Annotated in this window: 17 protein-coding genes, 1 tRNA gene and 1 pseudogene; 11 read left to right on the forward strand and 8 right to left on the reverse strand. The window is 58.7% G+C overall.

From position 1 onward, the window contains the following. The first annotated feature begins 28 nt into the window (after nt 1-28). The 5 genes from HMPREF1292_RS01955 (at nt 29) to HMPREF1292_RS01975 (ending at nt 5,188) form a co-directional block, all read left to right on the forward strand. Nucleotides 29-1,024, forward strand: coding sequence for a MaoC/PaaZ C-terminal domain-containing protein (locus HMPREF1292_RS01955; protein ID WP_023018509.1), 996 nt, complete (start codon nt 29-31; stop codon nt 1,022-1,024). A 154-nt stretch (nt 1,025-1,178) separates the two neighbouring features. Next, nucleotides 1,179-2,378 carry a Xaa-Pro peptidase family protein gene (locus HMPREF1292_RS01960; RefSeq protein ID WP_023018510.1) on the forward strand — a complete coding sequence of 400 codons (1,200 nt, stop codon included), beginning with the start codon at nt 1,179-1,181 and terminating at the stop codon, nt 2,376-2,378. A 357-nt stretch (nt 2,379-2,735) separates the two neighbouring features. Continuing rightward, nucleotides 2,736-4,052, forward strand: a complete 1,317-nt coding sequence (locus tag HMPREF1292_RS01965) for a DUF2254 domain-containing protein (protein WP_023018511.1) — start codon at nt 2,736-2,738, stop codon at nt 4,050-4,052. Nucleotides 4,053-4,230: 178 nt separating this feature from the next. Beyond that, nucleotides 4,231-4,722: a helix-turn-helix transcriptional regulator gene (locus HMPREF1292_RS01970; protein ID WP_023018512.1), complete on the forward strand. Its 492-nt coding sequence runs from the start codon at nt 4,231-4,233 to the stop codon at nt 4,720-4,722. A gap of 97 nt (nt 4,723-4,819) precedes the next feature. Further along, nucleotides 4,820-5,188, forward strand: coding sequence for a hypothetical protein (locus HMPREF1292_RS01975; RefSeq protein WP_023018513.1), 369 nt, complete (start codon nt 4,820-4,822; stop codon nt 5,186-5,188). Nucleotides 5,189-5,467: 279 nt separating this feature from the next. Here the strand turns inward: HMPREF1292_RS01975 and HMPREF1292_RS10340 are convergent, their stop codons facing one another. After that, nucleotides 5,468-6,106, reverse strand: a complete 639-nt coding sequence (locus HMPREF1292_RS10340; protein WP_126850246.1) for a DUF4230 domain-containing protein — start codon at nt 6,104-6,106, stop codon at nt 5,468-5,470. Nucleotides 6,107-6,373: 267 nt separating this feature from the next. Between HMPREF1292_RS10340 and HMPREF1292_RS01985 the strand changes: the two genes are divergently transcribed. Further along, entirely contained in the window at nt 6,374-7,309 is a 936-nt protein-coding gene (locus HMPREF1292_RS01985) for an exonuclease domain-containing protein (RefSeq protein WP_023018515.1), read from the forward strand. Between the two features lie 97 nt (nt 7,310-7,406). Here the strand turns inward: HMPREF1292_RS01985 and selB are convergent, their stop codons facing one another. The 3 genes from selB to HMPREF1292_RS02000 all read right to left on the reverse strand — a co-directional run bounded on the left by selB (nt 7,407) and on the right by HMPREF1292_RS02000 (nt 10,782). Beyond that, a complete protein-coding gene (gene selB, locus HMPREF1292_RS01990; RefSeq protein WP_023018516.1) occupies nt 7,407-9,245 on the reverse strand; it encodes a selenocysteine-specific translation elongation factor in 1,839 nt (612 codons plus the stop codon). Further along, nucleotides 9,246-10,535, reverse strand: coding sequence for an L-seryl-tRNA(Sec) selenium transferase (selA, locus tag HMPREF1292_RS01995; protein WP_034645522.1), 1,290 nt, complete (start codon nt 10,533-10,535; stop codon nt 9,246-9,248). Nucleotides 10,536-10,686: 151 nt separating this feature from the next. Further along, nucleotides 10,687-10,782 (reverse strand) — tRNA-Sec (locus HMPREF1292_RS02000). A 99-nt stretch (nt 10,783-10,881) separates the two neighbouring features. Here HMPREF1292_RS02000 and selD point away from each other — a divergent pair. Further along, nucleotides 10,882-11,937, forward strand: coding sequence for a selenide, water dikinase SelD (gene selD / locus HMPREF1292_RS02005; RefSeq protein ID WP_023018518.1), 1,056 nt, complete (start codon nt 10,882-10,884; stop codon nt 11,935-11,937). Between the two features lie 52 nt (nt 11,938-11,989). Here selD and nrfD read toward each other — a convergent pair whose 3' ends face one another. The 3 genes and pseudogenes from nrfD to fdnG form a co-directional block, all read right to left on the reverse strand. After that, the gene (gene nrfD / locus HMPREF1292_RS02010) at nt 11,990-13,108 is read right to left on the reverse strand and encodes an NrfD/PsrC family molybdoenzyme membrane anchor subunit (RefSeq protein WP_023018519.1); all 1,119 of its coding nucleotides are present in this window, start codon (nt 13,106-13,108) and stop codon (nt 11,990-11,992) included. Next, nucleotides 13,105-14,238, reverse strand: a complete 1,134-nt coding sequence (locus tag HMPREF1292_RS02015; RefSeq protein WP_023018520.1) for a 4Fe-4S dicluster domain-containing protein — start codon at nt 14,236-14,238, stop codon at nt 13,105-13,107. Before HMPREF1292_RS02015 ends, nrfD begins: the two co-directional genes overlap by 4 nt. A 159-nt stretch (nt 14,239-14,397) precedes the next feature. Next, nucleotides 14,398-17,574: pseudogene (fdnG, locus tag HMPREF1292_RS02020) on the reverse strand (formate dehydrogenase-N subunit alpha); the annotation flags it as partial. A 305-nt stretch (nt 17,575-17,879) separates the two neighbouring features. On the opposite strand from fdnG, the gene HMPREF1292_RS02030 reads away from it, so the two are divergent. The 4 genes from HMPREF1292_RS02030 (at nt 17,880) to HMPREF1292_RS02045 (ending at nt 21,710) form a co-directional block, all read left to right on the forward strand. Continuing rightward, nucleotides 17,880-19,406: a dicarboxylate/amino acid:cation symporter gene (locus HMPREF1292_RS02030; protein ID WP_023018523.1), complete on the forward strand. Its 1,527-nt coding sequence runs from the start codon at nt 17,880-17,882 to the stop codon at nt 19,404-19,406. A 404-nt stretch (nt 19,407-19,810) separates the two neighbouring features. Next, a complete protein-coding gene (locus HMPREF1292_RS02035) occupies nt 19,811-20,383 on the forward strand; it encodes a Panacea domain-containing protein (protein WP_023018524.1) in 573 nt (190 codons plus the stop codon). Between the two features lie 21 nt (nt 20,384-20,404). After that, nucleotides 20,405-20,872, forward strand: a complete 468-nt coding sequence (locus tag HMPREF1292_RS02040; RefSeq protein WP_023018525.1) for a type II toxin-antitoxin system death-on-curing family toxin — start codon at nt 20,405-20,407, stop codon at nt 20,870-20,872. A gap of 64 nt (nt 20,873-20,936) precedes the next feature. After that, on the forward strand, nt 20,937-21,710 hold the full coding sequence (locus tag HMPREF1292_RS02045; RefSeq protein WP_023018526.1) for a DUF542 domain-containing protein: 774 nt from the start codon (nt 20,937-20,939) through the stop codon (nt 21,708-21,710). Between the two features lie 112 nt (nt 21,711-21,822). On the opposite strand, the gene HMPREF1292_RS10345 is transcribed toward HMPREF1292_RS02045, so the two are convergent. Further along, complete coding sequence (locus HMPREF1292_RS10345) at nt 21,823-22,509, reverse strand: lysoplasmalogenase (RefSeq protein WP_023018527.1); 687 nt, start codon at nt 22,507-22,509, stop codon at nt 21,823-21,825. Between the last annotated feature and the right edge of the window lie 3 nt (nt 22,510-22,512).

Below are 22,512 nucleotides of genomic sequence, written 5' to 3' on the forward strand. Positions count from 1 at the left end.
GCATAGAGGAATAGGAAGGGTCTTGTTTATGACTGCACAGAATTCCCGCAACTACACCAAGCTGACCGAAGTCCCGGAGATGTCGAAGCTGCTGCGTGGCGTCGTCAAGGACACTCTGCCGGTGTTGGGTACCAAGCGCCACGCCACTGGTGACCCGCAGGCGGCGTTTGAGGTCGCGAATTTCACTGTGGACCGCGAGCATCTGGCCGCCTATACCCGCGCGACTGGCCTGCGCTATAGCAGCGAACTGCCGATTACTTACCCGTTCGTGCTGTCCTTCCCGCTGTTTTTGCAGGTGATGCTGGCGCCGGACTTCCCGTGCCGCGCGGCCGGTATGGTGCATCTGACCAACGAGATTGAACAGACCCGCCCGCTGCGCATCGACGACGAGCTGACCCTGCGCGTGCACGCAGAAAACCTGCGCCCACACCGCAAGGGATTGTTGGTGGATTTCATCAGTGAGATCTCTGTCGACGGCGAGCTGGTGTGGCGTCAGACCTCCGCATTTTTGGGCATGGGCGCGAAGTTCTCCGCGCAAACGCCGACTGAGGTGCGCACCCGCGGCGAGGATTCCGGCTCCCTGCTGGAGCGGCTGGACGTTACCGACGAGACCGCCACGGTGAATTGGAAGGTGGACCGCGACATCATTGACGATTACGCGGACGCCTCTGGTGATAAGAACCCGCTGCACGTTTCCAAGATCGGCGCGAAGGCCTTCGGTTTCCCGGCCCCGATTGCCCACGGCATGTGGACGGCGGCCAAGATGGTCGCTGGTTTGGAAGGCGAACTGCCCGGCGCGCTGCGCTACACGGTGGAATTCCAAAAGCCAGTGATCCTGCCTGCCCGCATCGCGTATTACACGTTCCGCGGCGAAGGTGCCCAACCAGGCGCACAGGCAGATGCCCAGGCTGGCAATGCTACAGCGCCAGCCACCGACACCCCAGCTACCTGGAACGCACAGGTAACCAAGGGTTCGGATCCGCAGAAGGTGCACGCCATCGGCAAGTTCGAGGCTCTCAGTTAGCACTCGACTAGCGCTCAACTAACGCTCGACTGGCACCTGCCGGGAGTTTTATACTCCTCACACACCAGAAACCTAGGCCCGATTCGCTGTTATTCTGGCGGGAAAACCCGTTCATAGATAACGAGAAAACACCACGAACCGAAAGGCCTAGGTTTTGTCGTCTCACAATCATTCCACCGCCGCTGAATCTGCTGCTGACGCCGCCGCTGACTCTGCTACTAACAGCACGTATATCCCCGTCACCGCGGATCATTTCCGCTCTCGCTTAGCCAAAGCGGAAAAAATCGTCGCCGAGCAGAACCTGGCGGGTTTCCTGGTCAGCCCGGGCCCAGAGTTCCAGTACCTGACTGGTTCCACATTTAGTTCCCACGAGCGTGCCACCTTCCTGGTGCTGCGTGCGGGCAAAGATCCGGTGGCTGTGTGCCCGGAGACCGACGTGCTGACGCTGCAGCAGGAAAACCTGGACGAGCTCGGTTTCCGCTTCGAAGCCTGGCGCGACGGGCAGTCCCCGTATGAGATCACCCGCAAACTGTTGGAGGAAAACAGCGAACACAAGGCCGTAGCGGTGGCTAATGCGATGACTGCCGATCACGTGTTGCGCCTGGATGCTGCGTTGCCGAACCACAGCATCGAATTGGGTTCGGATGCGATGAGCCAGTTGCTGTTAGCCAAGGGCGAGGAAGAAATCTCGCAGCTAGCGGCCGCAGCGGCAGCAATTGACCGCGTGCACGAGCAGGTTCCAGCGCTGCTGCGCGACGGCGTCACCGAGCGCGAAGTGGCCGATAAGCTGCATGATCTGATCTTGCAGGAGCACCACAGCATCGATTTCATCATCGTCGGTTGTGGCGAGAATGGCGCGAACCCGCACCATTCCTTCTCGGACCGCGTGCTGCACACGGGCGAGCCGGTGGTCGTCGACCTGGGCGGTGCTTTTGGCGATGGCTACCGCTCGGATTCCACCCGCACCTATGTGGTCGATGGTGCCGTCGACAAGGCCCCGCAGGAATTCCGCGATGCCTATGAGGTTGTTACCCGCGCGTTCCATGCTGCCCGCGAGGCCGCGAAGCCGGGTGCGACGGCGGAGTCGATTGATCGTGCTGCCCGGGAGATCATCACGGAGGCCGGCTATGGCGAGAACTTCAGCCACCGCTTAGGCCACGGCATTGGCTTATCGACGCACGAGGATCCGTTCTACCTGGAGGGCAATAAGCAGCAGGTACAGGAAGGCTTCACATTTTCCATCGAGCCCGGCATTTATGTCGAGGGCAAGTGGGGCATGCGCCTGGAAGATATTGTGGTGCTGGAAGAAGATGGCCCACGCCACCTGAACCAGCAGCCCCGCGAGTTGCGGTAATTCGCGAGACTTCGTGAGCTGAATCTATGCCCAGGGAAAGCCTTGAAGCTCGGTTTGCTCTCGGGGACGTTGCTTAAGCACGACTCGATCACATAGGCTTGTACTATCAAGACCGGTTCCGCTGCTCTTCGTAGCAGTCCAGGGCCGGTCCTCATTTTTCTTCGGTCGTTTCTAGGGGTGAAGCGCCCCAGGTTTTGTTCCATCTGAGTAGACGGGAAGATCCCGTATCATGCTGAAAAGAAACTGAGGATGCTGCGAAAGCCCGTGCCGTCTTCCCAGCAGCAAACGTTATCGCCGAAAATGCACGGCCAGGCGGGAAAACAGACCAGATAACAACCAAAGAAAAGGCCTTGACGAGTGGGTAAAATACTGGCATTTGTACGCACGATCCCGGAACAGTTCTGGTTCGTCCCGGCTTTGTTTGTCATGGCCGCCATTGTTCTTTCGCAGATGCTCGTCAGCTTGGACCACATTGACTATGAGCTGCCGGGTTTCCTGCATGATCTGTTGTTCGCCACGGGTGCCGACGGTGCGCGTTCGCTGCTTTCTGCCGTCGCCGCGTTCCTGGGTGTGGCGGGCACGGCCTTTTCCATCACCATTTCGGTGATCAGTACTGCGTCGACGACGTATGGCCCGCGTTTGGTGCGCAATTTTATGCGAAACCGCAATAACCAAATTGTGCTGGGTGTTCTCACCGCAACATTCGTTTATACGTTGCTGGTGTTGCGCACCATCAAGTCCGCTGACGACGGTGATGGCGAATCCTTCATCCCGCACATGGCGGTCAATGCCGCGATTGTTTTCGGCGTTATCGATGTTTTTGTTTTTGTCTGGTTTATCCACCACATCGCCAGTTCGGTGCAGATCGAAACTATCAGCACCCAGGCGTGTAAGGATTTTGAACGCACGATTAAAAACACCTGGCATGATCCAGACGACGACGGTGTCGAGTGCTTCCCAGCGCCCACGGAAGGCGGCGGGCTGGTTGCAGCGCACCAGAGTGGGTTTTTGACTCGCATCGATTACGACATGTTGCGTCGTGATGCCGAAAGCTGCAACGTCAACGTCAGCCTGTTGGCACGCCCGGGCGATCACGTGGTGGAAGGTGCACCGCTGGCCCAGGTGTGGCCGGAGCAGCGTGCCGACGCCGTCGCCAAGGCCTTGCGCGATCACTTGCACCTCAGTACTTCCCGCACCACGGAGCAGGATTTGCGTTTTGCGCAGCAGCAGTTGGTGGAGTTGGCTTTGCGTGCGATGGCGGGTGGCACGGATGATCCATATACCGCGATCACCGTGTTCCAACAGATCACCCCGGGCATTGTCACAGCGGTCAGCCGGAGCGAGGACGCGAATGTGTTGCTTGACGACGCCGGCGCGCCGCGCGTGTATCTGCGCCCGGTGACTATCCAGGAGATCGTCGATATGCCATTTGACCACGTGCGCCCGCATGCCCTGGGCTTCCGAATTGTGGCAGAGGCTCTCGTGGATCTGGCCCATCACATTCGCGTCAATGCACAGGACCCGGAGATTGCCAAGCGCGCGGAGCGGCACGTCGCCACCATCCTGGAAGAAGCCCAGGACCAGCTCAGTGCGCGCGATATGCAGCTGCTCCGCGAACACGCACAAACCAATTTTTACGACGCAGTAGGCTCTGACAGCTCACAGCACAGCTAACCTGCGCTAAATCTGCATTACCCCACCGGCTTTGCGATAATGGAGTAATGACTCGCGCCACATCCACCACGCAACGCCTGGAACGCTCAACCATCCGCCACAACCTCTCGCAATTTGTGGTGCGCTGGCGCGAACGCATCAACGACTAAGCACACAGCCTAAACTAAGAAGAAAAGAAATGAGCATCATAGATCCAGCAACAGTAAGGTACTGCCTTGCCCAGGGCATGACACAAACAGAGCTGGCGCGCGAGTACGGGGTGACCCGACAGTACATTCACAAACTGGCCAAACAGGCTGGACACGAGCCATTGCGGACGATTGTTACCGAAAACTTTCCGTGGCCAATCAAACCAGAATACACGCACAACAACCTATACACCGTGCTCAGAGTTATCGGGTTGTGGAATCTGGACCCTTCGGCGGTACAAAACAGCACTATGCAGAAGGTAAAAGGCGTTTTGCGGAAGATACAAAACTTCAACACCGTGATCGACTGTGACCCCGGCCATCCAGACGTACCTGGGCTGGTAAACACGCCAGGGTTCGCCTACGTGCCGCGAACAGAAAGCGATGAAAACTTCATCGTAAAAATCAAACCCGAAACAAGAATCACACCTATCGGCAGAAAACTTTGGCGTATGCCAGAAGGAGTGCCGGGAATGGAATAGCAAGGTTCGGCTGAACGCCCCAAATTTTGTTCCGTCTGAGTAGATGGGAAAATCTTCGAACTTGCCCAAGAAGATTGCCCAGGATGCCAAGGATTAGGTGGTCCATCTCGTAGAAGACCGTTCTGGCAGAGAGCCTTTCGATGTACCCCGCGTGCCAAGCTGTGGCACCGCAGCTGGGCGTGTCGTGACATATTGCTCGGCAATGCGCCCAGCTCGCCAAGATAATCAACCAACTTTGAAATCTGGCCACATTTATCAGATCACTAGCTACGCCACTGCTTATGCGATGAACGAGCCTGCTGGGACTCCGGTACACGGTGTGATGGTCTATGCGACTTTGGGTTTACCAGCTGGTCATTCAGGTTTGCCTGCAAATGACTTTCCTGATGTACAGGAGTTTTCTATCGGCCAGCACAGGATGCGATTCGCAGCATTAGATCTCATTGGCTCTGCCCGAAAAGTATGAGAGGCAGCACTTGCGGCGGTAAAATAGCGAGCGAACGCTAGGGTGTTCAGTCATGTATAAATGCCACTAATTTAAATGGGACTTATATACAACGCCGGGGTCTCCGCGTCGTAACCGTCTAAACTGACTCTTATACATAGCGAATCCAGGTAAATCTGGATGGTCTGGACTGGATTAATAGACCATGCGGTTTGAACGTATCTTCCGTGACAGCCCCTGTTCGGCAGGAAGACTGGTAACCATGAAGAAATTCAAAACACGCCTCATCACCTCTGTGCCTTAAGCAATTATCACTTGCACCTCGTAGCCGTCTTTGTCCGATCCAGCCAGGAATGCCTCGGCCTGGGCGTTAACCAAGTCGGTCACACGCTGCTGCGCCCGATCCAGCAAGCCATTCTGCTTAGCTTTCTCCTCAGCTCGCTTTTCTTCGCCGTCCAAGAACTCCGCATAATTTTCCACCCTGACCTGATTCAAAGGGTTGAATGACTGGTCATATACCGTCACGGACGAGGGCTCAATTTCATTTGAGAGGATCTCCGCCTTAGAAACCTTGATGGTTACGGTGCGAGCGACGTCATCGATGCTCACATCCGACTTCTCAATATTCTTGACCCCTGCCTTCACCACGCCGTCGTAGGCAATAAGAAAATGCTTTCCCGTCAACGGGACCCTCAGCCCCAATGCCCTCCAACCGTCCTCCTCGAAGCGCCCAACGGCGGAATACGAGTACTGCTCAACGGCCATTTCCGAAATGTCCTCAAGGGTGCCACCGATGCCCGTCGAAGTAATGGAGCGGGTCGGCTCCTCCAACAGGCTCATCTTATTGAGACCAAAGAGAGCGCCCACCGTCAGAACAATTCCTACCAGCAGGCCAACTACAACTTTCAGCACACCCGACATTCCGCCGCTTACCTCCACGCGTCACGATCTTGTTACCAAATCGGCAACAAATCGACCATTTTTTAGGTAACATACCACGGCGCTCGCTGAAATCTTTTTGTTCTCTATTTGTTCCGACGCATCGTCGTCGGTGATGCATCGAATTCACTCAACAAGTTCTTCGCGACATGGAACGAAATTACTGCAATGAGAAATCGAAGTTTTTAGCTACCGGCAGTGCTACTATGGCGAAAACTTTCTGTGAATTCCCCGGACAAAACAGATTAAGCTGTGCATACTATTCCTATGTCGCTTCCTACTGAGTTCACTGTGCTCGATTTCGAAACCGCCAACGAGATGCGTGCGTCGGCATGCCAGATCGGCCTCGTGCGAATGAACGACCACGGCGAAACACTTGAACGCTACAGCTCACCCATCAAACCAGACCCTGGATACGAGCACTTCCAGCCAATCAACATCTCGGTACACGGCATTAGAGAAACCGACGTCGCAGATGCCCCAACCATGCGGGAGCTAGCCAGCGACATCCAGGAATTCGTCGGCACTAGCCCCATCGTTGCACACAACATGGCTTTTGATTATTCCGTCTGGCGAGCACACACAGAGCTGGGGAATCTGCCCGATTTTATAAATCCTCGGCTTTGCACGCTGCGCATGGCCCGATACCTGCTGCAACGCCCTGCCGGAACCAACGGGCTCGAAAGCCTGATCCACGACTACTGCCCCGGCCTGGCATTCGCGCACCACGACGCCTCCGAGGACGCGCGGGTTACCGGCGAGCTATTCCTCGCGATGCTGCGACACCTGGAGATGCCCCTGGGGCAACTCGTAAAGACCTTCGCACTAACGCAAGCACCGCGGCACCGCGGCAACGCGGGGTCTGGTAACGATAACGGTACCCGGCCGGCGCGACCAGAAGCAGACCTCACTCAGTGGACTAATGAGACCGCGCTAGAAGGCGAAGTCGTGTGTTTTACCGGCACACTTGGTCGGATGAAGCGCGCGGATGTGCAGCAGCTCGTCGAAAAGCTAGGCGGCAAGGTTGATAAATCAGTGACGAAGAAAACCACCCAGCTGGTAGTCGGGGTACCCTCGCCAACCACGTGGCGGCCAGGCATGGATGGCTCCAGCAAAATGGTGAAAGCCCGAGCGCTCGCGGAAAAAGGCGCGGCATTGACCGTGATGACAGAAAATGAATTCTTCGCCGCAATTGAAGAATAGGCGTGCGTACGAGTGGTATGGATCGCGAGCTATTAAGTTTCTACTCTAACAATGTTAGAGTAACTTTAGAGTAGCTTTACAGTAGATCGACCACGCACTACCGCAGCTCCCGCAAGCCACCATCCAGGCGGCGGGTAATACCCTGTTCATCGAGATACTCCAGCAGCGGGATGGCCACCCGGCGCGTCGTCGACAAAGCCTTCCGCGCCGCCGACAACGTAAACGGTTGCTCCAACTGCGCGATACGCTTTTTCGCCTCCTGCGGCGCACCAGGCAACACAACGATCCCCTGGCCAAGCCGCAACAATCGCCCCGCATTTTCCGCTGCGGCCAGCTGCTTGGCACCCAACCGGAGTTCCTGCAGTTCATCCGCCTCCGGTGCGGCAAACGGGTCGTCGGCAAGCCAGGCCTCCAACTTGGCCACCGACGCCTCGGCCGCCCCCAGATCCACCTTGTACCCCGGCAGGCGCAGCACACCGTCGACTTGTTCCACCTTGGCGGCAGCCACTGCGATGCCCAACAGGGCATCCTCCTGCAAGTCCAGCGCATCCATCGCAGCCTTGCGTGGCATACCTGCAGCCAGCGGATTATCCTGCGTATGCTTGCCCAGCGCGACCAGCAACTGATTCTTCCAGCGCGTGATCTCCCGGGCGGCAATCCACCACTGCCGAAAAGCAATAATGCCCTGCGGTGGGGCGGCCGGATCACCCACGGCAAACCCGGCGCGCTGCAGCTTGCCGACGGGCACATAACCGACGCGCTGCACATAGGCGGTGGGATCGGTGAACGGACTCGGGCTGGCCGCGGGAGTGCTGGTGGCGCTGGGGCTGGCGTCGGCAAGCAGTTCCAATTCCTCTGCACGCCGACGCGCCGCACCGCGGCGGTTCAGCTCCGGCGGGTACACATCAATAACCTGCACCCCGGCGCTCACATGCCGCCCGCCCGGGCTGCGCACCACGAAGCGATCCAACAGCTGCAGCGGCAACGGGTGCGCCAAACTCAAGCGCGCATAATCCGCGGACAACGGCCGCACGTGCGCCTCCAGCCCAGCAGTGCCAATGTGAACGACGATATTCTGCGGCAACTCATAAAAATCCTGGCCAAAGGTGCGACGCACATCGATCTGCTCCACCAACTCCCACGCACCCGAGCTGAGCAAGCTGTGGCCGCGGTGGATGGCATCCGCGCTGATCCCGCGCAGATTCACCGCCACTCGCGAAGTCGGCTCCAACACCTGGTGGGCGGTATTTTCGCTGTGCAAGCCGCGAACTTCCACCGCGCGAGTGCCGTCCGGGCTGGCCAGCTGTAAGGTATCCCCCACCCGCAGAGTGCCGGCTGCCAACGTGCCCGTGACCACGGTGCCAGCGCCTTTCACGGAAAACGCGCGGTCGATCCACACACGCACCCGCGCCTGCGGGTCCGGGGCAGGCACCTGGGCCAGTACCTCATCCAACACCTGCCGCATCTGCGCGATGCCCTCACCGGTATGGGCGGAAACCTCAACCAGGGGTGCGTCGGCAAGCGCGGTACCTGCCAACTCATGGCGCACCTGGGCTGTGACCTCGGCGCGACGGGTGGCATCGGCGCGATCAGCACGAGTCAGGGCGATCAGCCCATGCCGGATGTCCAGCGCACGCAGGGCATCGCGGTGATCCGTAGACTGCTCCTGCCAACCTTCATCGGCAGCAACCACGAAAATGACCACCGGCGCCGGGCCCACACCGGCGAGCATATTGCCCAGGAACTTCTCGTGCCCCGGCACGTCGACAAACGCCAGGTCCGTCCCTGACGGGGAGGTAGTCCACACAAAGCCCAAATCAATGGTCAGCCCGCGGCGTTTTTCTTCCGCCCAGCGGTCCGGGTCCATATCCGTCAGGGCACGCACCAAAGCGGATTTGCCGTGGTCAACGTGCCCGGCGGTGGCAACGACGTGCATTTAGTTCGCCTCCTGGCTGGGCTGTTGGGCTTGGACGCCCCGAATGGTCTGGACCAACAGCTCATCCTGTTCTTCCGGCACGCAGCGCACATCCACCACACACTGGCCATCATGCACCCGCGCGAGCACCGGCGGGCTAGCCCGCCGCAACAGCGCAGCCAGCGACTCCGGCAGAGCCACGGCCACACCAGGCAACGGATACTCCGGCGCTCCCCCACCGCCGACACGCCCATCATGGTCCAGCACACGGCCACCAGTGGCGTCGGCAAGCGCCTGCGTGCGCTCGTGATAACGCTGCGGATCAATATGCAACGCATCCTGCACGGCATTCGAAGGCGTCGTTACCGCTGCTTGCAAGGCATTCAGGCGCAACTTATCAATGCGCACCGCCCGCGCCAACGGATGTTTTTTCATTTTCGCAATCGCCTCGGCACTCCCCAGCACAATGCCCGCCTGCGGGCCGCCAAGCAGCTTATCGCCACTAGCAATCACCACATCCGCCCCGGCAGCCAGCTGGCTGTGAATATCTGGCTCCTCCGGCAACGCGGGATCATGCGTGAGCAGGCCCGAACCCAGATCCACAATCAAATACTTGCCGTGGGTGCGCGCAAGCTGGCGCAGCTTGTCGACGCCCACCGCAGCCGTGAATCCTTCCATACGGAAATTCGACGGGTGCACTTTTAAAATCGCGCCAGTATCCGCGGTGATCGCGTTGTCATAATCAGTCAGGTGCGTGCGGTTGGTCGCACCCACCTCGCGCAAACGCGTCGCGGTGGATTCGATGAGCTCCGGCAAGCGGAAGCCGGCGCCGATCTCGATCAACTCGCCGCGAGAGATGATCACTTCTTGGTTCGGCGCCAGCGCCGCCGTGGCCAGCAACAACGCGGAAGCACCGTTGTTCACAATCAGCGCGTCCTCCGCCGCCGGGCACGCATCCAGCAACGCCTGCGTGGCACCGCCTCCGCGGTTTTTCGATCGCTTGCCGCTGGCCAGATCCATTTCCACATCCGTATACGAAGCCGCCGCCTGCAACGCCTCCACGGCAGCCCGTGGCAGCGGGGCGCGGCCCAAGTTGGTGTGGATGATCACCCCGGTGGCGTTCAGGACCGGGTGCAGGGCAAACGGTTGCTGCGCGCGTAGATTCTCAGCAATGCGCTCTTCGATGGAATCCACGGCTATGGCGCCGCGACGGGCGTCGGCAAGAATGTTTTTTATGGTCGCGCGGATGGTGTGTTCTGCCAGGCGTTGCCGCGCGTGTTCGACGGCGGGAAGCTGCAACAGTTGATCCATCTTCGGGATATTCCGGCGGGGATCGTTGTCAGGCGCTAAAGGATCAGGCGTTGCAGAATCAGACACTGTGGTTTCAGGCACCGTGGCGACCTCCTTGCGGGGCGGGAAACTTGCCTGCGCTGTGGCAAAACTAGTGTTGGGGCAAAACTAGTGGCGGAGACGGACAGGAATCGAACCTGCCAGACCGAGATGCTCGGCCTCACCGGTTTTGAAGACCGGGGCGCCCACCAGGAACGCATACGCCTCCACCACGTCAGTTTACTAGGGCACAGGTGCAGGGTGGCGGAGTAGGCAGCAAAATAACGAGCACACCGGTGCAGCGACGGCGCACAGGTAGCATAGGCCTATGAGTGACGAAGCTGGAAACAATAACATCAACCTCACCTCGTTTGCCGCCGGAGGTGGCTGCGCCTGCAAGATCCCGGCCGGAGAGTTGGAATCAGCCGTCGAGGGCCTCATCGGCAAAGCCGACCCCAACGTGCTGGTCGGTTTGGACGACGGCGACGATGCCGCAGCCGTAAAAATCCAGGACGGGCTGGCGGTGATCTCCACCGCGGACTTTTTCACCCCCATGCTCAACGACCCTTATGACTGGGGCCGGGTGGCAGCCGCCAATGCGCTTTCCGATGTCTACGCCATGGGTGGTACCCCGGTGACCGCGATCAACCTGGTGGGTTGGCCCAACGACATACTCGGCCTGAATGTGCTGCGCGAAGTCCTGCGCGGCGGCATGGACGTGGCCACCCAAGCAGGCATTTCTGTCACCGGTGGGCACTCGATCACCGCACCCGAACCCATGTACGGCATGGCTGCCACCGGCATTGTCACACCAGAAAAACTCATGCGTAACAACGCCGCCCAACCCGGTTTGCCCATCACGCTGACCAAGCCGATCGGCGTCGGAATTCTGAATAACAAACACAAAGCCACCGGGGAGGTATCCCAGGCGGCTGTTGATTCCATGACCGCCCTCAACCGAGAAGCTTCGCAGGCCGCGCTGGCGGCGGGCGCGCGGGCGGCCACCGATGTCACCGGCTTCGGTTTGCTGGGCCACTTATACAAAATGTGCCGGGCATCCGGGGTCGCCGCGGAACTCGACTTTTCCGCGGTTCCTGCCATCGACGGCGCCAAGGAAGCGCTTGCCGACGGCTTCATCCCCGGCGGTTCGCGCCGCAACCTGGATTGGGTGCGCCCGCACTTGTCGGTGGAATCGGAGGCGATTTCGGAAGAAGACTTGATCTTCCTGGCCGACGCCCAAACCTCCGGCGGCTTGCTGGTCATCGGCGAAGTGCCTGGTTACCCGGTTATTGGCCGCACTGTAGAACGCGCTGTGGAAGGCAACGTGGAAGGCAACGGTGGTAGCGGCACCGGCGAGAACACCGCGTATATCTCGGTGCTCTAGCACTGCTTTAGTCCGGCGTCACCACCTTTAATCCGGGGGCACCGCGGGTACGCTACTCCGGCGTCACCACGTCGCCAGCTAAGCCCTGCTGCTCACGGCGTCGCTGCGCACGACGCTTCTGCGGCCCAATGGTGGTGGACGGATCTTTCACTGCCTCCAGCCCGGCGTCCAACACCCCGAAGCGAGTGCAGGCAGAACCAGCCAACAACGACAGGCCCGAAAGCACCGAGACCGCGCGGGATTTCGTCACCGCCGACACCGCAGCACCCACACCACCAGCGGCGATGAGGTATTCCGAAGCCTTCATGAGCTTGCCGGACTTGCCGTGGTGCAAAGCCTCGCGCGGTTCCGGTTCCATGCCGTTTTCCAGCACCTTCGTGGCCACCAGATCACTCACAGCCGCCCCCATCGCTAACGCTCGGGCTGGGCCTGCACTATCCACTGGCGTAGTGACCATCGCGCAACCCGACGCCGCCGCCGAAGCCGAGGACACAAACACATACGGCAGGTGGTTTTTCATGTCATTCCACACCGGGTTCGAGGTATTCGACAACAGCACCGCCGTATAACCAGCCAGCGGGCCGCCCAAAACACCCGTGGCCGCACCAGCTGGCCCGGCGAGTTTCCGCAGCGCAGTGCGCGCGAATTTCGGCAACGGCAGACCACGACGACCAGCCAGCTCATCGACTTCCACCAGCGCCGGGATCGCCGAAGCACTGGCGAAGCTCATCAAAATCCACGAGCCCACAGACATCGGCGAGGTCACCTTGAACACGCGGAACATATTCAACGCGCGTTCCGGCCGGCCCAAATCCAGAATCAAAAACACGGAACCGAGCGAAGCAGCAGATAGCGTCGTCAAGCGAGTTGTGCGCAGCAAGGGCTTGTTGCCGGTAGCCTGCGCGCCCGCGGCCAGCATGCCCGAGCCACCACTGACACCGCCGAGGAACAAATAAACGCCAATTGGCCACTCCCACGGCGGAGCCTTGACGACGGGTTTGCCGTAGTAGGAAGAAAACTCGAAGTCTTCTGCCATCCGCTCTTCTTTGGAACCATCCTGCGCACCCGCACCTGGCCGCTTGCGCTTCTTCTTCGGCTTTGTGCCATCGAACTTGCGGTAACGGTTCGGTCGTGCACCCTGCGGCGGGCGGTATTCGTCGAAGTTGCTCACTTCCGACCTCCCATAACAAACGCACCAGCCACGGCCAATGCCATGCCACCGATGGCCTTCACAGCGGTTTTATACATCTGCGGCAAATCCGCCGTCGGCACGCGCGGGTCTGGCGGCAAACCATAGACCTCAGGCGAATCCAACAGCAAGAAAATCGAGCCCGTGCCACCCACGCCATCGTCACTATTCGCGCCGTACAGACGGGCCTCGGTCAGCCCCTGTTCATGCAGCACGCGCACGCGCTGTTTCGCCGCGGCCAGCATGTCCTCGTAGGTGCCGAACTGAATAGAATCCGTCGGGCAGGTCTTCGAACACGCTGGTTGCTCGCCGACTTTCAGCCGGTCATAGCACATAGTGCATTTCTGGGCGACGCCAATATTTTTAATCGGCATGGACTTACCCGGGGTGTGGTCAATTTTGTTCGGGCCCTGCAGCCCACGCTGCTTCAACTTCGCCAGCACATTCACCCCGGCGTGCGAGTTGTCGTGGTGCTCCACGGTGGCGGTTTTGTCCTGCTTCAGCGTCACCCCGCCGTCGTCACGACGCTCAATAACACCAAACGGGCACCCAGCCACACACGTGCCGCAACCATTGCACACATCATCTTGCACGACGACGGTGCCGAACTCCGTGCGAAACAGCGCGCCCGTCGGGCACACGTCCAGGCAGCCGGCGTTGGTGCAGTGCTTGCATACGTCCGAGGACATCAACCAGCGGAAAGAATCCGTATCCGGCGGGGTGGTGTTGGTGCTCTCTGTTGCAGCGCCAGCGGGGCTACCGGTTGCAGCACCAGCGCCAACCGCCGACCCCATCTGACCAGCGTTCCCGTCCTGGCCACCGATCGTCGGCATGCCCAACGAAATCAGTTTTTTGCCCTCTGCGCGGGACTGCTCAATGCGGTCGTTGTTCTGCTCCACAAACGCCACGTGCCGCCAGGTATTCGCCCCCAGCGCGCCGGTGTTGTCATAAGAATCACCCGTAACCTCGTAGCCTTCCACGGGGTTGCGGTTCCACTCTTTGCAGGCAACCTCGCAGGCCTTGCAGCCAATACACACCGAGGTATCGGTGAAAAATGCCATGCGCTGATAGTCGTCATAACCATGCGAGGAGGCGTTTTCGGTCAGAAGCATAGTCCTTTACTTCCCTTCTTCGCTCTCATCGGGGTTGTGCTTGCCGACGCTGCGCTGGTCAGAGTTATCCTTAGCAGCGCGATTCTCCGGCCCATACTCAGACTTGCCGACGGCATCCAGACGTTGCTGCCGCGAAGCTGCATCAGAAACACTGCCGTCTTCGCCAGTGAGCAACTCGTTGCCGCTGTCCACGGTCAGCTGCGCACGCTGCTGGTATTCCACCAGCAAATCCCGGCGCGCCTGCCCGCGGGGGCGTCGGCCCGGTTGGATATCGCAAGCACCGATCTTTGAGTTCTGAATGAACACGTTCGGCTCCAGCGTCAGGCCCAGCAAGTCATTGGCGCCGTCGCCAGCAACTTCCGTGGTGTCGGATTCGCCGTAGTGGAACGGCAAACCAATCTGGTGAAATTCCTCGCCGTTGATCTGCAGCATCTGCATGCGATCGGTGACCAGCACCTGTGCTTCGATCACGCCACGTGGTGAGATGATCGTCGCCCACTCACCATTTTCTAGCCCGCGCTTGGCAGCCAGGTCCTTATCCACTTCACAGAACAAGCCCGGTTGTAGTTCCGCGAGGTACGGCAAGCGACGCGTCATGGCACCCGAGGTATACATCTCCGTCAACCGGTAAGTAGAAAAGACGAACGGGAATACCTCGGATCCTGGCTTGCCCGGTTCCGGACGCGAGAGGTTGTCTGCACGCTTGATTGGCATACGTGTCGGCGATTGCTGCTGGGTATACAGGATATTTCCCACCGGCGATTCGTGCGGTTCGTAGTGCGTCGGCAAGGGCCCATCCGACAGACCACTAGGCGCGAACAACCAGCCGCGCCCGTCGGACTGCATGATGAAGGCGTCGGTGCCGTCCAGCGCATCCGGGCCCACGGCGTCGGCAGGTGCCTTGTAGTCCGGGGCTTTGTCCACCGGGAAATCCGGCACGTCGTCGCCAACCCACTTGCCAGCGTCCTTGTCCCACCACACGTACTTCTTGCGCTCTGACCAGGGGGTTCCGTCCGGTCGCGCCGAGGCACGGTTGTACAAGATGCGGCGGTTCGACGGCCAGACCCAGCCCCAATCCAGCGCGACCTCGTTTTGTTCGCGGCCCGGGACCTTCTTCTGCGAATGGTTGATGCCGTCTTTATACACGCCGGTATAAATCCAGCAGCCGCCAGAGGTGGTGCCGTCGGCTTTCATCTCCACGAAGCTCGGCAGCAACTCGCCCTTGTTCGGCCCATCCAGGTAGTAGCCGTTGATCTCTTTGAGCACGTCCTCTGGGTTCGGCTCACCCTCCTCGGTTTCCACGTAATCCCAGGTGAGTTTCTGCACCGGCAGATCGCGCGGGTCCGTCGAATCCGCCAAGCGCTGCTTGATCTTCTTGCCCAGCTGGTAGAAGAACCACAAATCGCTCTTGGCATCACCCGGCGAAGGTGCGGCTTTAAACCGCCACTGCAACATGCGCTGGGTTTGCGTGAACGTACCGGCTTTTTCCGCGTGCGTGGCGGCCGGGAACAAGAAGACCTCGGTGCCGATCTCCTCGGTTTTCAGCTCACCAGTTTTGATCTCTGGCGCATCCTTCCAGAACGACGCCGTCTCAATCTCCTGAAAATCGCGCACGACCAGCCACTTCAGCGCAGCCAAACCACGGCGTTGCATACCACCGTTGGATTGCGCCACCGCCGGGTTCTGCCCAAAGACTAAGTAGCCTTCCACAGCGCCTTCCAGCATTGCCTCCAGCGTCTGATACGTAGAGTGCGCACCGGAAATCCGCGGCATCAGGTCATAGCCCCAATTGTTCTCGGCCGTTGCCGCATCGCCCCAGTAGGACTTCATCAGCGAGACGGCATAGCTCTCGCCAAGCTGCCAGAAGCCCTTCTGCGACTCCTCCCGAATCTCGTCACAGTATTCCTGCCAGCTTTGCTTGTCGACGCTCGGCATCGGCAAGTAGCCCGGCAGTGAATGGAACAGCGTCGGGATGTCCGTCGAACCCTGGATCGAGGCATGCCCACGCAAGGCCATGATGCCCGCACCCGGGCGGCCCACGTTACCCATCAGCAGCTGCAAAATTGCAGCGGTGCGGATGAACTGCGCGCCCAGCGTGTGTTGGGTAAAGCCCAGTGCATAAGCGAAACACGTGGTGCGATCCGGCTTGGAGTTATCCGCGATCGAATTAGCCAGGTAATAGAAATCTTCCTGCGAGATGCCGCAGGTTTCTTCCACCAGCTCCGGGGTATAGCGCGCGAAGTGGCGTTTCAGAATCTGGAACACACTGCGCGGATGCTGCAGGGTGTCGTCGCGTTCCACGTTCCAGGACGAGCCGTCGCCTTTCTGCTCGTACTGCCACGTATCGGTGAGGTATTTCCCGGTTTCGGGGTCAAAGCCCGAAAACAGTCCGTCGAGATCCTCCGTATCCTGGTAGCCTTCCGAGACCAACATCGGCGCATTGGTATATGCCACCACGTAGTCGTGGAAGTACAAGTCATTGTCCAGCATGTACTTGATCAATGCACCCAACAGCACAACGTCAGTGCCGCCGCGAATACCAATGTGGCGGTTCGCAAAAGCCGAGGTGCGCGTGTAGCGCGGGTCGACGTGGATGATGCGAGCGCCCCGCTTTTTCGCTTCTACTACCCACTGGAAACCCACCGGGTGGCATTCCGCCATGTTCGAACCCTCGATGACAATGCAGTCAGCGTTCGCCATATCCTGCAGCGGTTGTGTAGCACCGCCGCGGCCAAAGGAAGTTCCTAAACTAGGAACTGTGGCAGAGTGTCATATGCGCGCCTGGTTTTCTACCTGGATCGCGCCAGTAGCGGTAAACAGCTTTTTAATCAGGTAATTTTCTTCATTATCCAGCGTCGCACCGCCCAGCCCGGCGATGCCCATGGTGCGGTTGAGTCGGCGACCTTCGTCGTCGGTATCCTGCCAGCCATTACGGCGGGCTTCCAGGTAACGATCCGCGATCATGTCCATCGCGGTATCTTCATCCAATTCCTGCCATTCGGTGGAATAGGGTGCACGGTATTTGATCTTGGTTAGCCGCGATGCAGAGTTAATCAGCTGCTCAGAAGCCGAACCCTTCGGGCACAACCGGCCACGGGAAATCGGCGAATCTGGGTCGCCTTCCACCTGGATAACACGATCGTCTTTCACGTAAATGCGCTGTGAGCATCCCACCGCGCAATACGGGCAGACGGACTGCACGACGCGGTCCGCCTCCTCAATGCGGCCACGCTTGTCTTTGCTCTTTTGCGACTGCGTGTTGACGTCCCTACCAAAAGGGTCTCCGCCGCGAATCTGGCGCACAACAGGCCAGTTGAGGGGGCTAAAACGAGACATGCACTCAATGTATTCTGCACAAGTCCAAAAATCCAGCAAGGCAAGCCTTGGCATCACAGAATCAAATCCACCCGCGAACCCCTCCCGCACACCACACCCTAGATCCATTGTGTGCACCATCACAGCAGGTCACGCGGGCTTCTGCGTTTCCATAAGAATATATTTTCACGTCGTGTTGCGCCCCGAAAACTAGGGGGAGTACAGTCAAGGGAACATTCTTGAACAGAATGGTTCATCCAAAATAGACCGATCTGTTCATAATGAACGAAATTTAGCCCTACAAACTCACGCGATAAGGAACACTTATGGCACACAAAACCTCCGCGCAGGCGTCGACAAGCACGCCCGAGCACGCAGAAAGCAAGCACAAGCTCCCCAGCTGGGCCACCGGCTTCGGCGCACAAGTCATCGCCGGTTTGATCATCGGCGTGATCTTAGGATTAGTCGCCTCCAACATGGACACCGACCCGGAGAACCCGGGCTGGCTGACCAGCATTCTTAGCAACGTCGGCAGCGCCTATGTGCAGTTGCTGAAAGTCATGGTGCCGCCGCTGATCTTCGCTGCAGTGGTCACCTCTGTAGCAAACCTGCGCAAGGTCACCAACGCCGCGTCCCTGGCGTTTTCCACGCTGCTCTGGTTCGCGATCACCGCGTTTTTCTCCGTTATCGTCGGCATCGTCGTCGCTCTGGCACTGAAGCCGGGCGTCGGCACCAGCGTCGATGCTTCCCAGGCGCAAGACCCATCCAGCATGGGTTCGTGGACGGCCTTCTTCGAACAACTGCTGCCGCAGAACTTCTTCGGGCTGAATGCGTCGGTCAGCGACGGCGAAGTCTCCTTAAGCTTCGGTGCCCTGCAGCTGCTAGTAATTTCCCTGGCCATTGGTATCGCCGCGGTGAAAGCCGGTAAGGCCGCGGATCCATTTTTACGGTTTACCGAATCCTTCTTGAAGGTCATCCAGGTAGTGCTGTGGTGGATCATCCGCCTGGCACCAATCGGCACCGCTGCGTTAATTGGTAAAGCCGTAGCCACCTACGGCTGGGACGCAATGGGCTCACTAGGCAAATTCGTGCTCGCAGTCTACATCGGCCTGGCCTTAGTCTTCCTGGTGGTCTACCCGGCCGTCATGAAGGCACACAATATCCCGGTTTTTGGTTTTTACAAGCGCATCTGGCCAGTTATTTCCCTGGGCTTTGTCACCCGTTCCTCGATGGGCGTCATGCCAGCAACGCAACGCTTCAGCGAACGCGCCATAGGTGTTCCCCGCGAGTACGCTTCCTTCGCCATCCCGCTGGGTGCAACCACCAAGATGGACGGCTGCGCTTCGGTCTACCCTGCCGTCGCCGCGATCTTCGTTGCCCAGTTCTACGGCATTGACCTGGACTTCACCCAGTACCTGCTGATCATCTTCGTTTCCGTCATTGGTTCCGCAGCCACCGCAGGCACCACCGGCGCCACCGTCATGCTGACGCTAACCTTGTCGACGCTAGGCCTACCACTGGCTGGTGTGGGCTTGCTGCTAGCCGTCGAACCCATCGTCGACATGGGCCGTACCGCGCTGAACGTCACCGGTCAGATCCTGGCTGCGACGGTCGTCGCCAAGCGCGCCGGTATCCAAGACATGGATGTATGGGATGCTGCCGAAAGCGGTGTCAACGACCTGCTGAATGACGATGCTCAGGATGACGACTCGCTGGATGATGCCGCCTCCAACCCTGGATCCAACTCGGAGCCCGACTCTGACGCAAACTTCGAATCAGGTGCGCATCCACACACCAATTCGCCATCCGAAACACAAACCAGATCACATTCAGTGAGTGTTTCTAGCCGCTAGTGAAAATCTCGGTCCCCCAGACCTAAAACATTTCACGACCATTCCCCTCCACTGCTTTTTGCAGTTGGCGGGGATTTTTTAAAGAAACGCTACTTATTTTACGTAGTCTATCGGTCGAATTTTCCGCGACTTACGCTACTTATTTTACCCGTTCTACGCTACTTATTTTCCGTATTGTTTTGTAATGGTCATTAGATGACTGCGAAAAATAAAACGAATATATTTTCGATTCTAAGCAAATTCAAGCTCTCATATTCTGGATCTTTGCTAGCGTTTGGCCTAAGCAATGGTTAGTAATGGTTCCGCAACACCCGCGTCGAAACGACACGCGAGGGCACAAACCAACAACCCTAGAGGGTTCAGAAGGCGCAGAAGCCGCAGTAACGGCAGACAAGGAGGCGACGATGGCGACAATCCTCGATGTAGGTCAATACATCACCGAACTGCTTCCTGGCGTCGACAAGATGAAGCTGTACAAGCTGTGCTATTTCTCCCAAGGCTGGCATTTGGCATGGACTGGCAAGCCCTTGTTTGCCGATGAATTCGAAGGCTGGCGCCACGGCCCTGTCTCCCCACAGCTGCGCCACCACACCGAGGCAGCAGCCAAGGGTTACACGGTAGCTGAGGTTCCGGGCGGGGAATCGGCGCGCCTTTCTGCATACGAAGCTGCCGTCGTCGCACGCACCGTGGAATTTTACGGTAAACAGAAATCCACCGACCTGTCAGAGTTGAGCCATGGCGCAGCGTGGCAGGCGACTCGTTCCGGGTTAGGACCAGATAACCCAGGAACAAACGTGCTTAGTCTGACGAATATTCGCGACGAATTCAGCGAGCTGTTACATGCTCAGACCTCACGCCCCTCTGCTCCCGCAATAAACCAGATATCCCCGGATACAACTACTGACGACATGATCTCTCAGGCTATTGCACTAGAAAAAGAATGGGACCCGGTGTTTGATTTACTCGCTACCCGCTAGTCTGTGCAGCAGAAAATCGATATGACCGATTGCCGTGACCAATCAGCAGAGGAAGCGCTCGCTGAAAAACTGGTGGAGGTAGCTTGCGCGCTCAATAAACGTTGCGGGATGCGAGCATCTCACAGTCGTAATGGCCTCCAAGAATACTCAGGTTTTTCGGTCCACCTCGAAGGCCTTCGGTCCGCAATTTATGCCCCCTTGCAGATATTCTTCGGCCAAGCTGCTTACGACTCACCATTTGAGCGCGCGGCCGCATTAATCGTGAATATCGCACAAGGACACCACTTTGGTGACGGCAACAAGCGCACAGCCTTGCATCTTGGATTGTTTTATCTATCGATGCTCGGAATCAAAATTGACCGTCCGAGCGACGAAGCAGCCGCCGCCTGGATGCAAGAACTCGTCACCTCGAGAATTCCCAGAGAAACCACAATTATCAACGCCGGCCGGAAACTACGGCAGTGGTCAGCCCCGACAGCAACCACGTAGCCACAGCCGCTAGCCGCATAAAATCACAGCGACGACCCGGGGCCACCAGAGTAAAATTGAAACCATGAACACGCTGGAATTTCACCCCGAGACCACCCTGCGCGAGATCGTCAACACCGACTATGGCTACTCGCAGATTTTCGAGAAATTTCGCATCGATTTCTGCTGCAACGGCCACCGCACGCTACACCAGGCAGCCCAGGATGCAGAAATCCCCGTCGAGCACCTCATCGGCACGCTGCAGGATGCCCAGCTACCAACCAACCAGCAGGCTCATGCCGACGCCACCCCGGAGGCAGCAGCGGCAGCAAGCGTCGACAAGCACAGCGATGAGGCTACACCGCATGCCAACGCCCGGGTACTCTCTGCACAAGCGCACGACATCGTCGACATCCACCACTCCTATTGCTGGCTCGAGATGCCGGAATTGCAGGAACTCGTGCACAAAGTCGCCCGCGTGCACGGCGACGCGCACCCAGAATTGACGAAAGTAAAAGAATTCTTCGACACCGTCGTCGAGGAAATGTCCGAGCACCTCAGCCGCGAAGAACGCTTCGTCTTCCCCGCAATTTCCGCCATGGAACGCACCGGCACCGCGGCAACCAACCTGGACCACGAACTACGCGCACTTATGTCCGAACATGACGCCGCCGGCACGCTCATGCGCACCATCGCAGAACTCACCGACGATTTCACCTCACCCAACGATGCCTGCCCGTCGTACCAGATGATGAATGAACGCCTGGCGAAATTCCGCAGTGACCTGCACCTACACGTGCACAAGGAGAACAACCAGCTATTCCCGCAGGCCCTGGAATACAGCAAAGCACTGGGTTAGGCTGCGGTGGCGGCTTGTGCGGGATTAACTTTCCCAGAACCTAATCCGCCACCGGTTTTTACTACCAGCAGCTCTGAAAACCCCGGTACAGTTTCCTTGTGTCAACCGGGATTTATTGGCTCGAATCGAGGCCGTCGACAAGCAAGCGCTGGGCAAGCGTGTAAGTCGACATCACGCCAATCTCCGCGACCGCACGAGGGAAACGGCGTTGCAGGTACATCCGCCGCAGCAGAATCAGCGCATCACTGACTAAAAACAGCACGGAACCAGCGGCAAAGCGAGCGTTTTTAACCTTCGCCCCCACTAAGCCTGACGTGCCCAACACCGAGGTCATCGCCACCAAGCCCCCGTACCCGGCAGCCGCAGGCAGCACACGTGGATCATGCCGGGCCGCCTGGCTGGCCAAACCCACCAGCCCTGCGCCATGAATAGCCAGCACCCCCGGATGCACACGTGCCCCCTGCCGCCACGCACGCACCTGATAACACACATGTGCCACACCGAAAGCCAAAGCCGCGGAATTCAGACTATTCCCGGAAGCTTTCGCATCCTGGCCCAAGGCCTGAGGAGTCTGCAGAATTACGTCACCGCAGGTAGACCCCGCCACAGCGCCCAGCAAAAGCACATTGTCCATTGCTTGCCGACGCCTCCAGCCGCGCACCACGGTACCCGCCAGCGATACCCCGATTAGCGGTTTAAACACCCGCAACAACCGGTGCCGCTCGGTAGCCGCGGCAGCGGTGGCAATCGTCGAGCTAGCAGCAAACAGGAGCCGTTCAGGTTGGGAAAATACTCGCATGCT

This window comes from Corynebacterium sp. KPL1995, from assembly GCF_000477935.1.
Taxonomy (GTDB): Bacteria; Actinomycetota; Actinomycetes; order Mycobacteriales; family Mycobacteriaceae; genus Corynebacterium; species Corynebacterium pseudodiphtheriticum.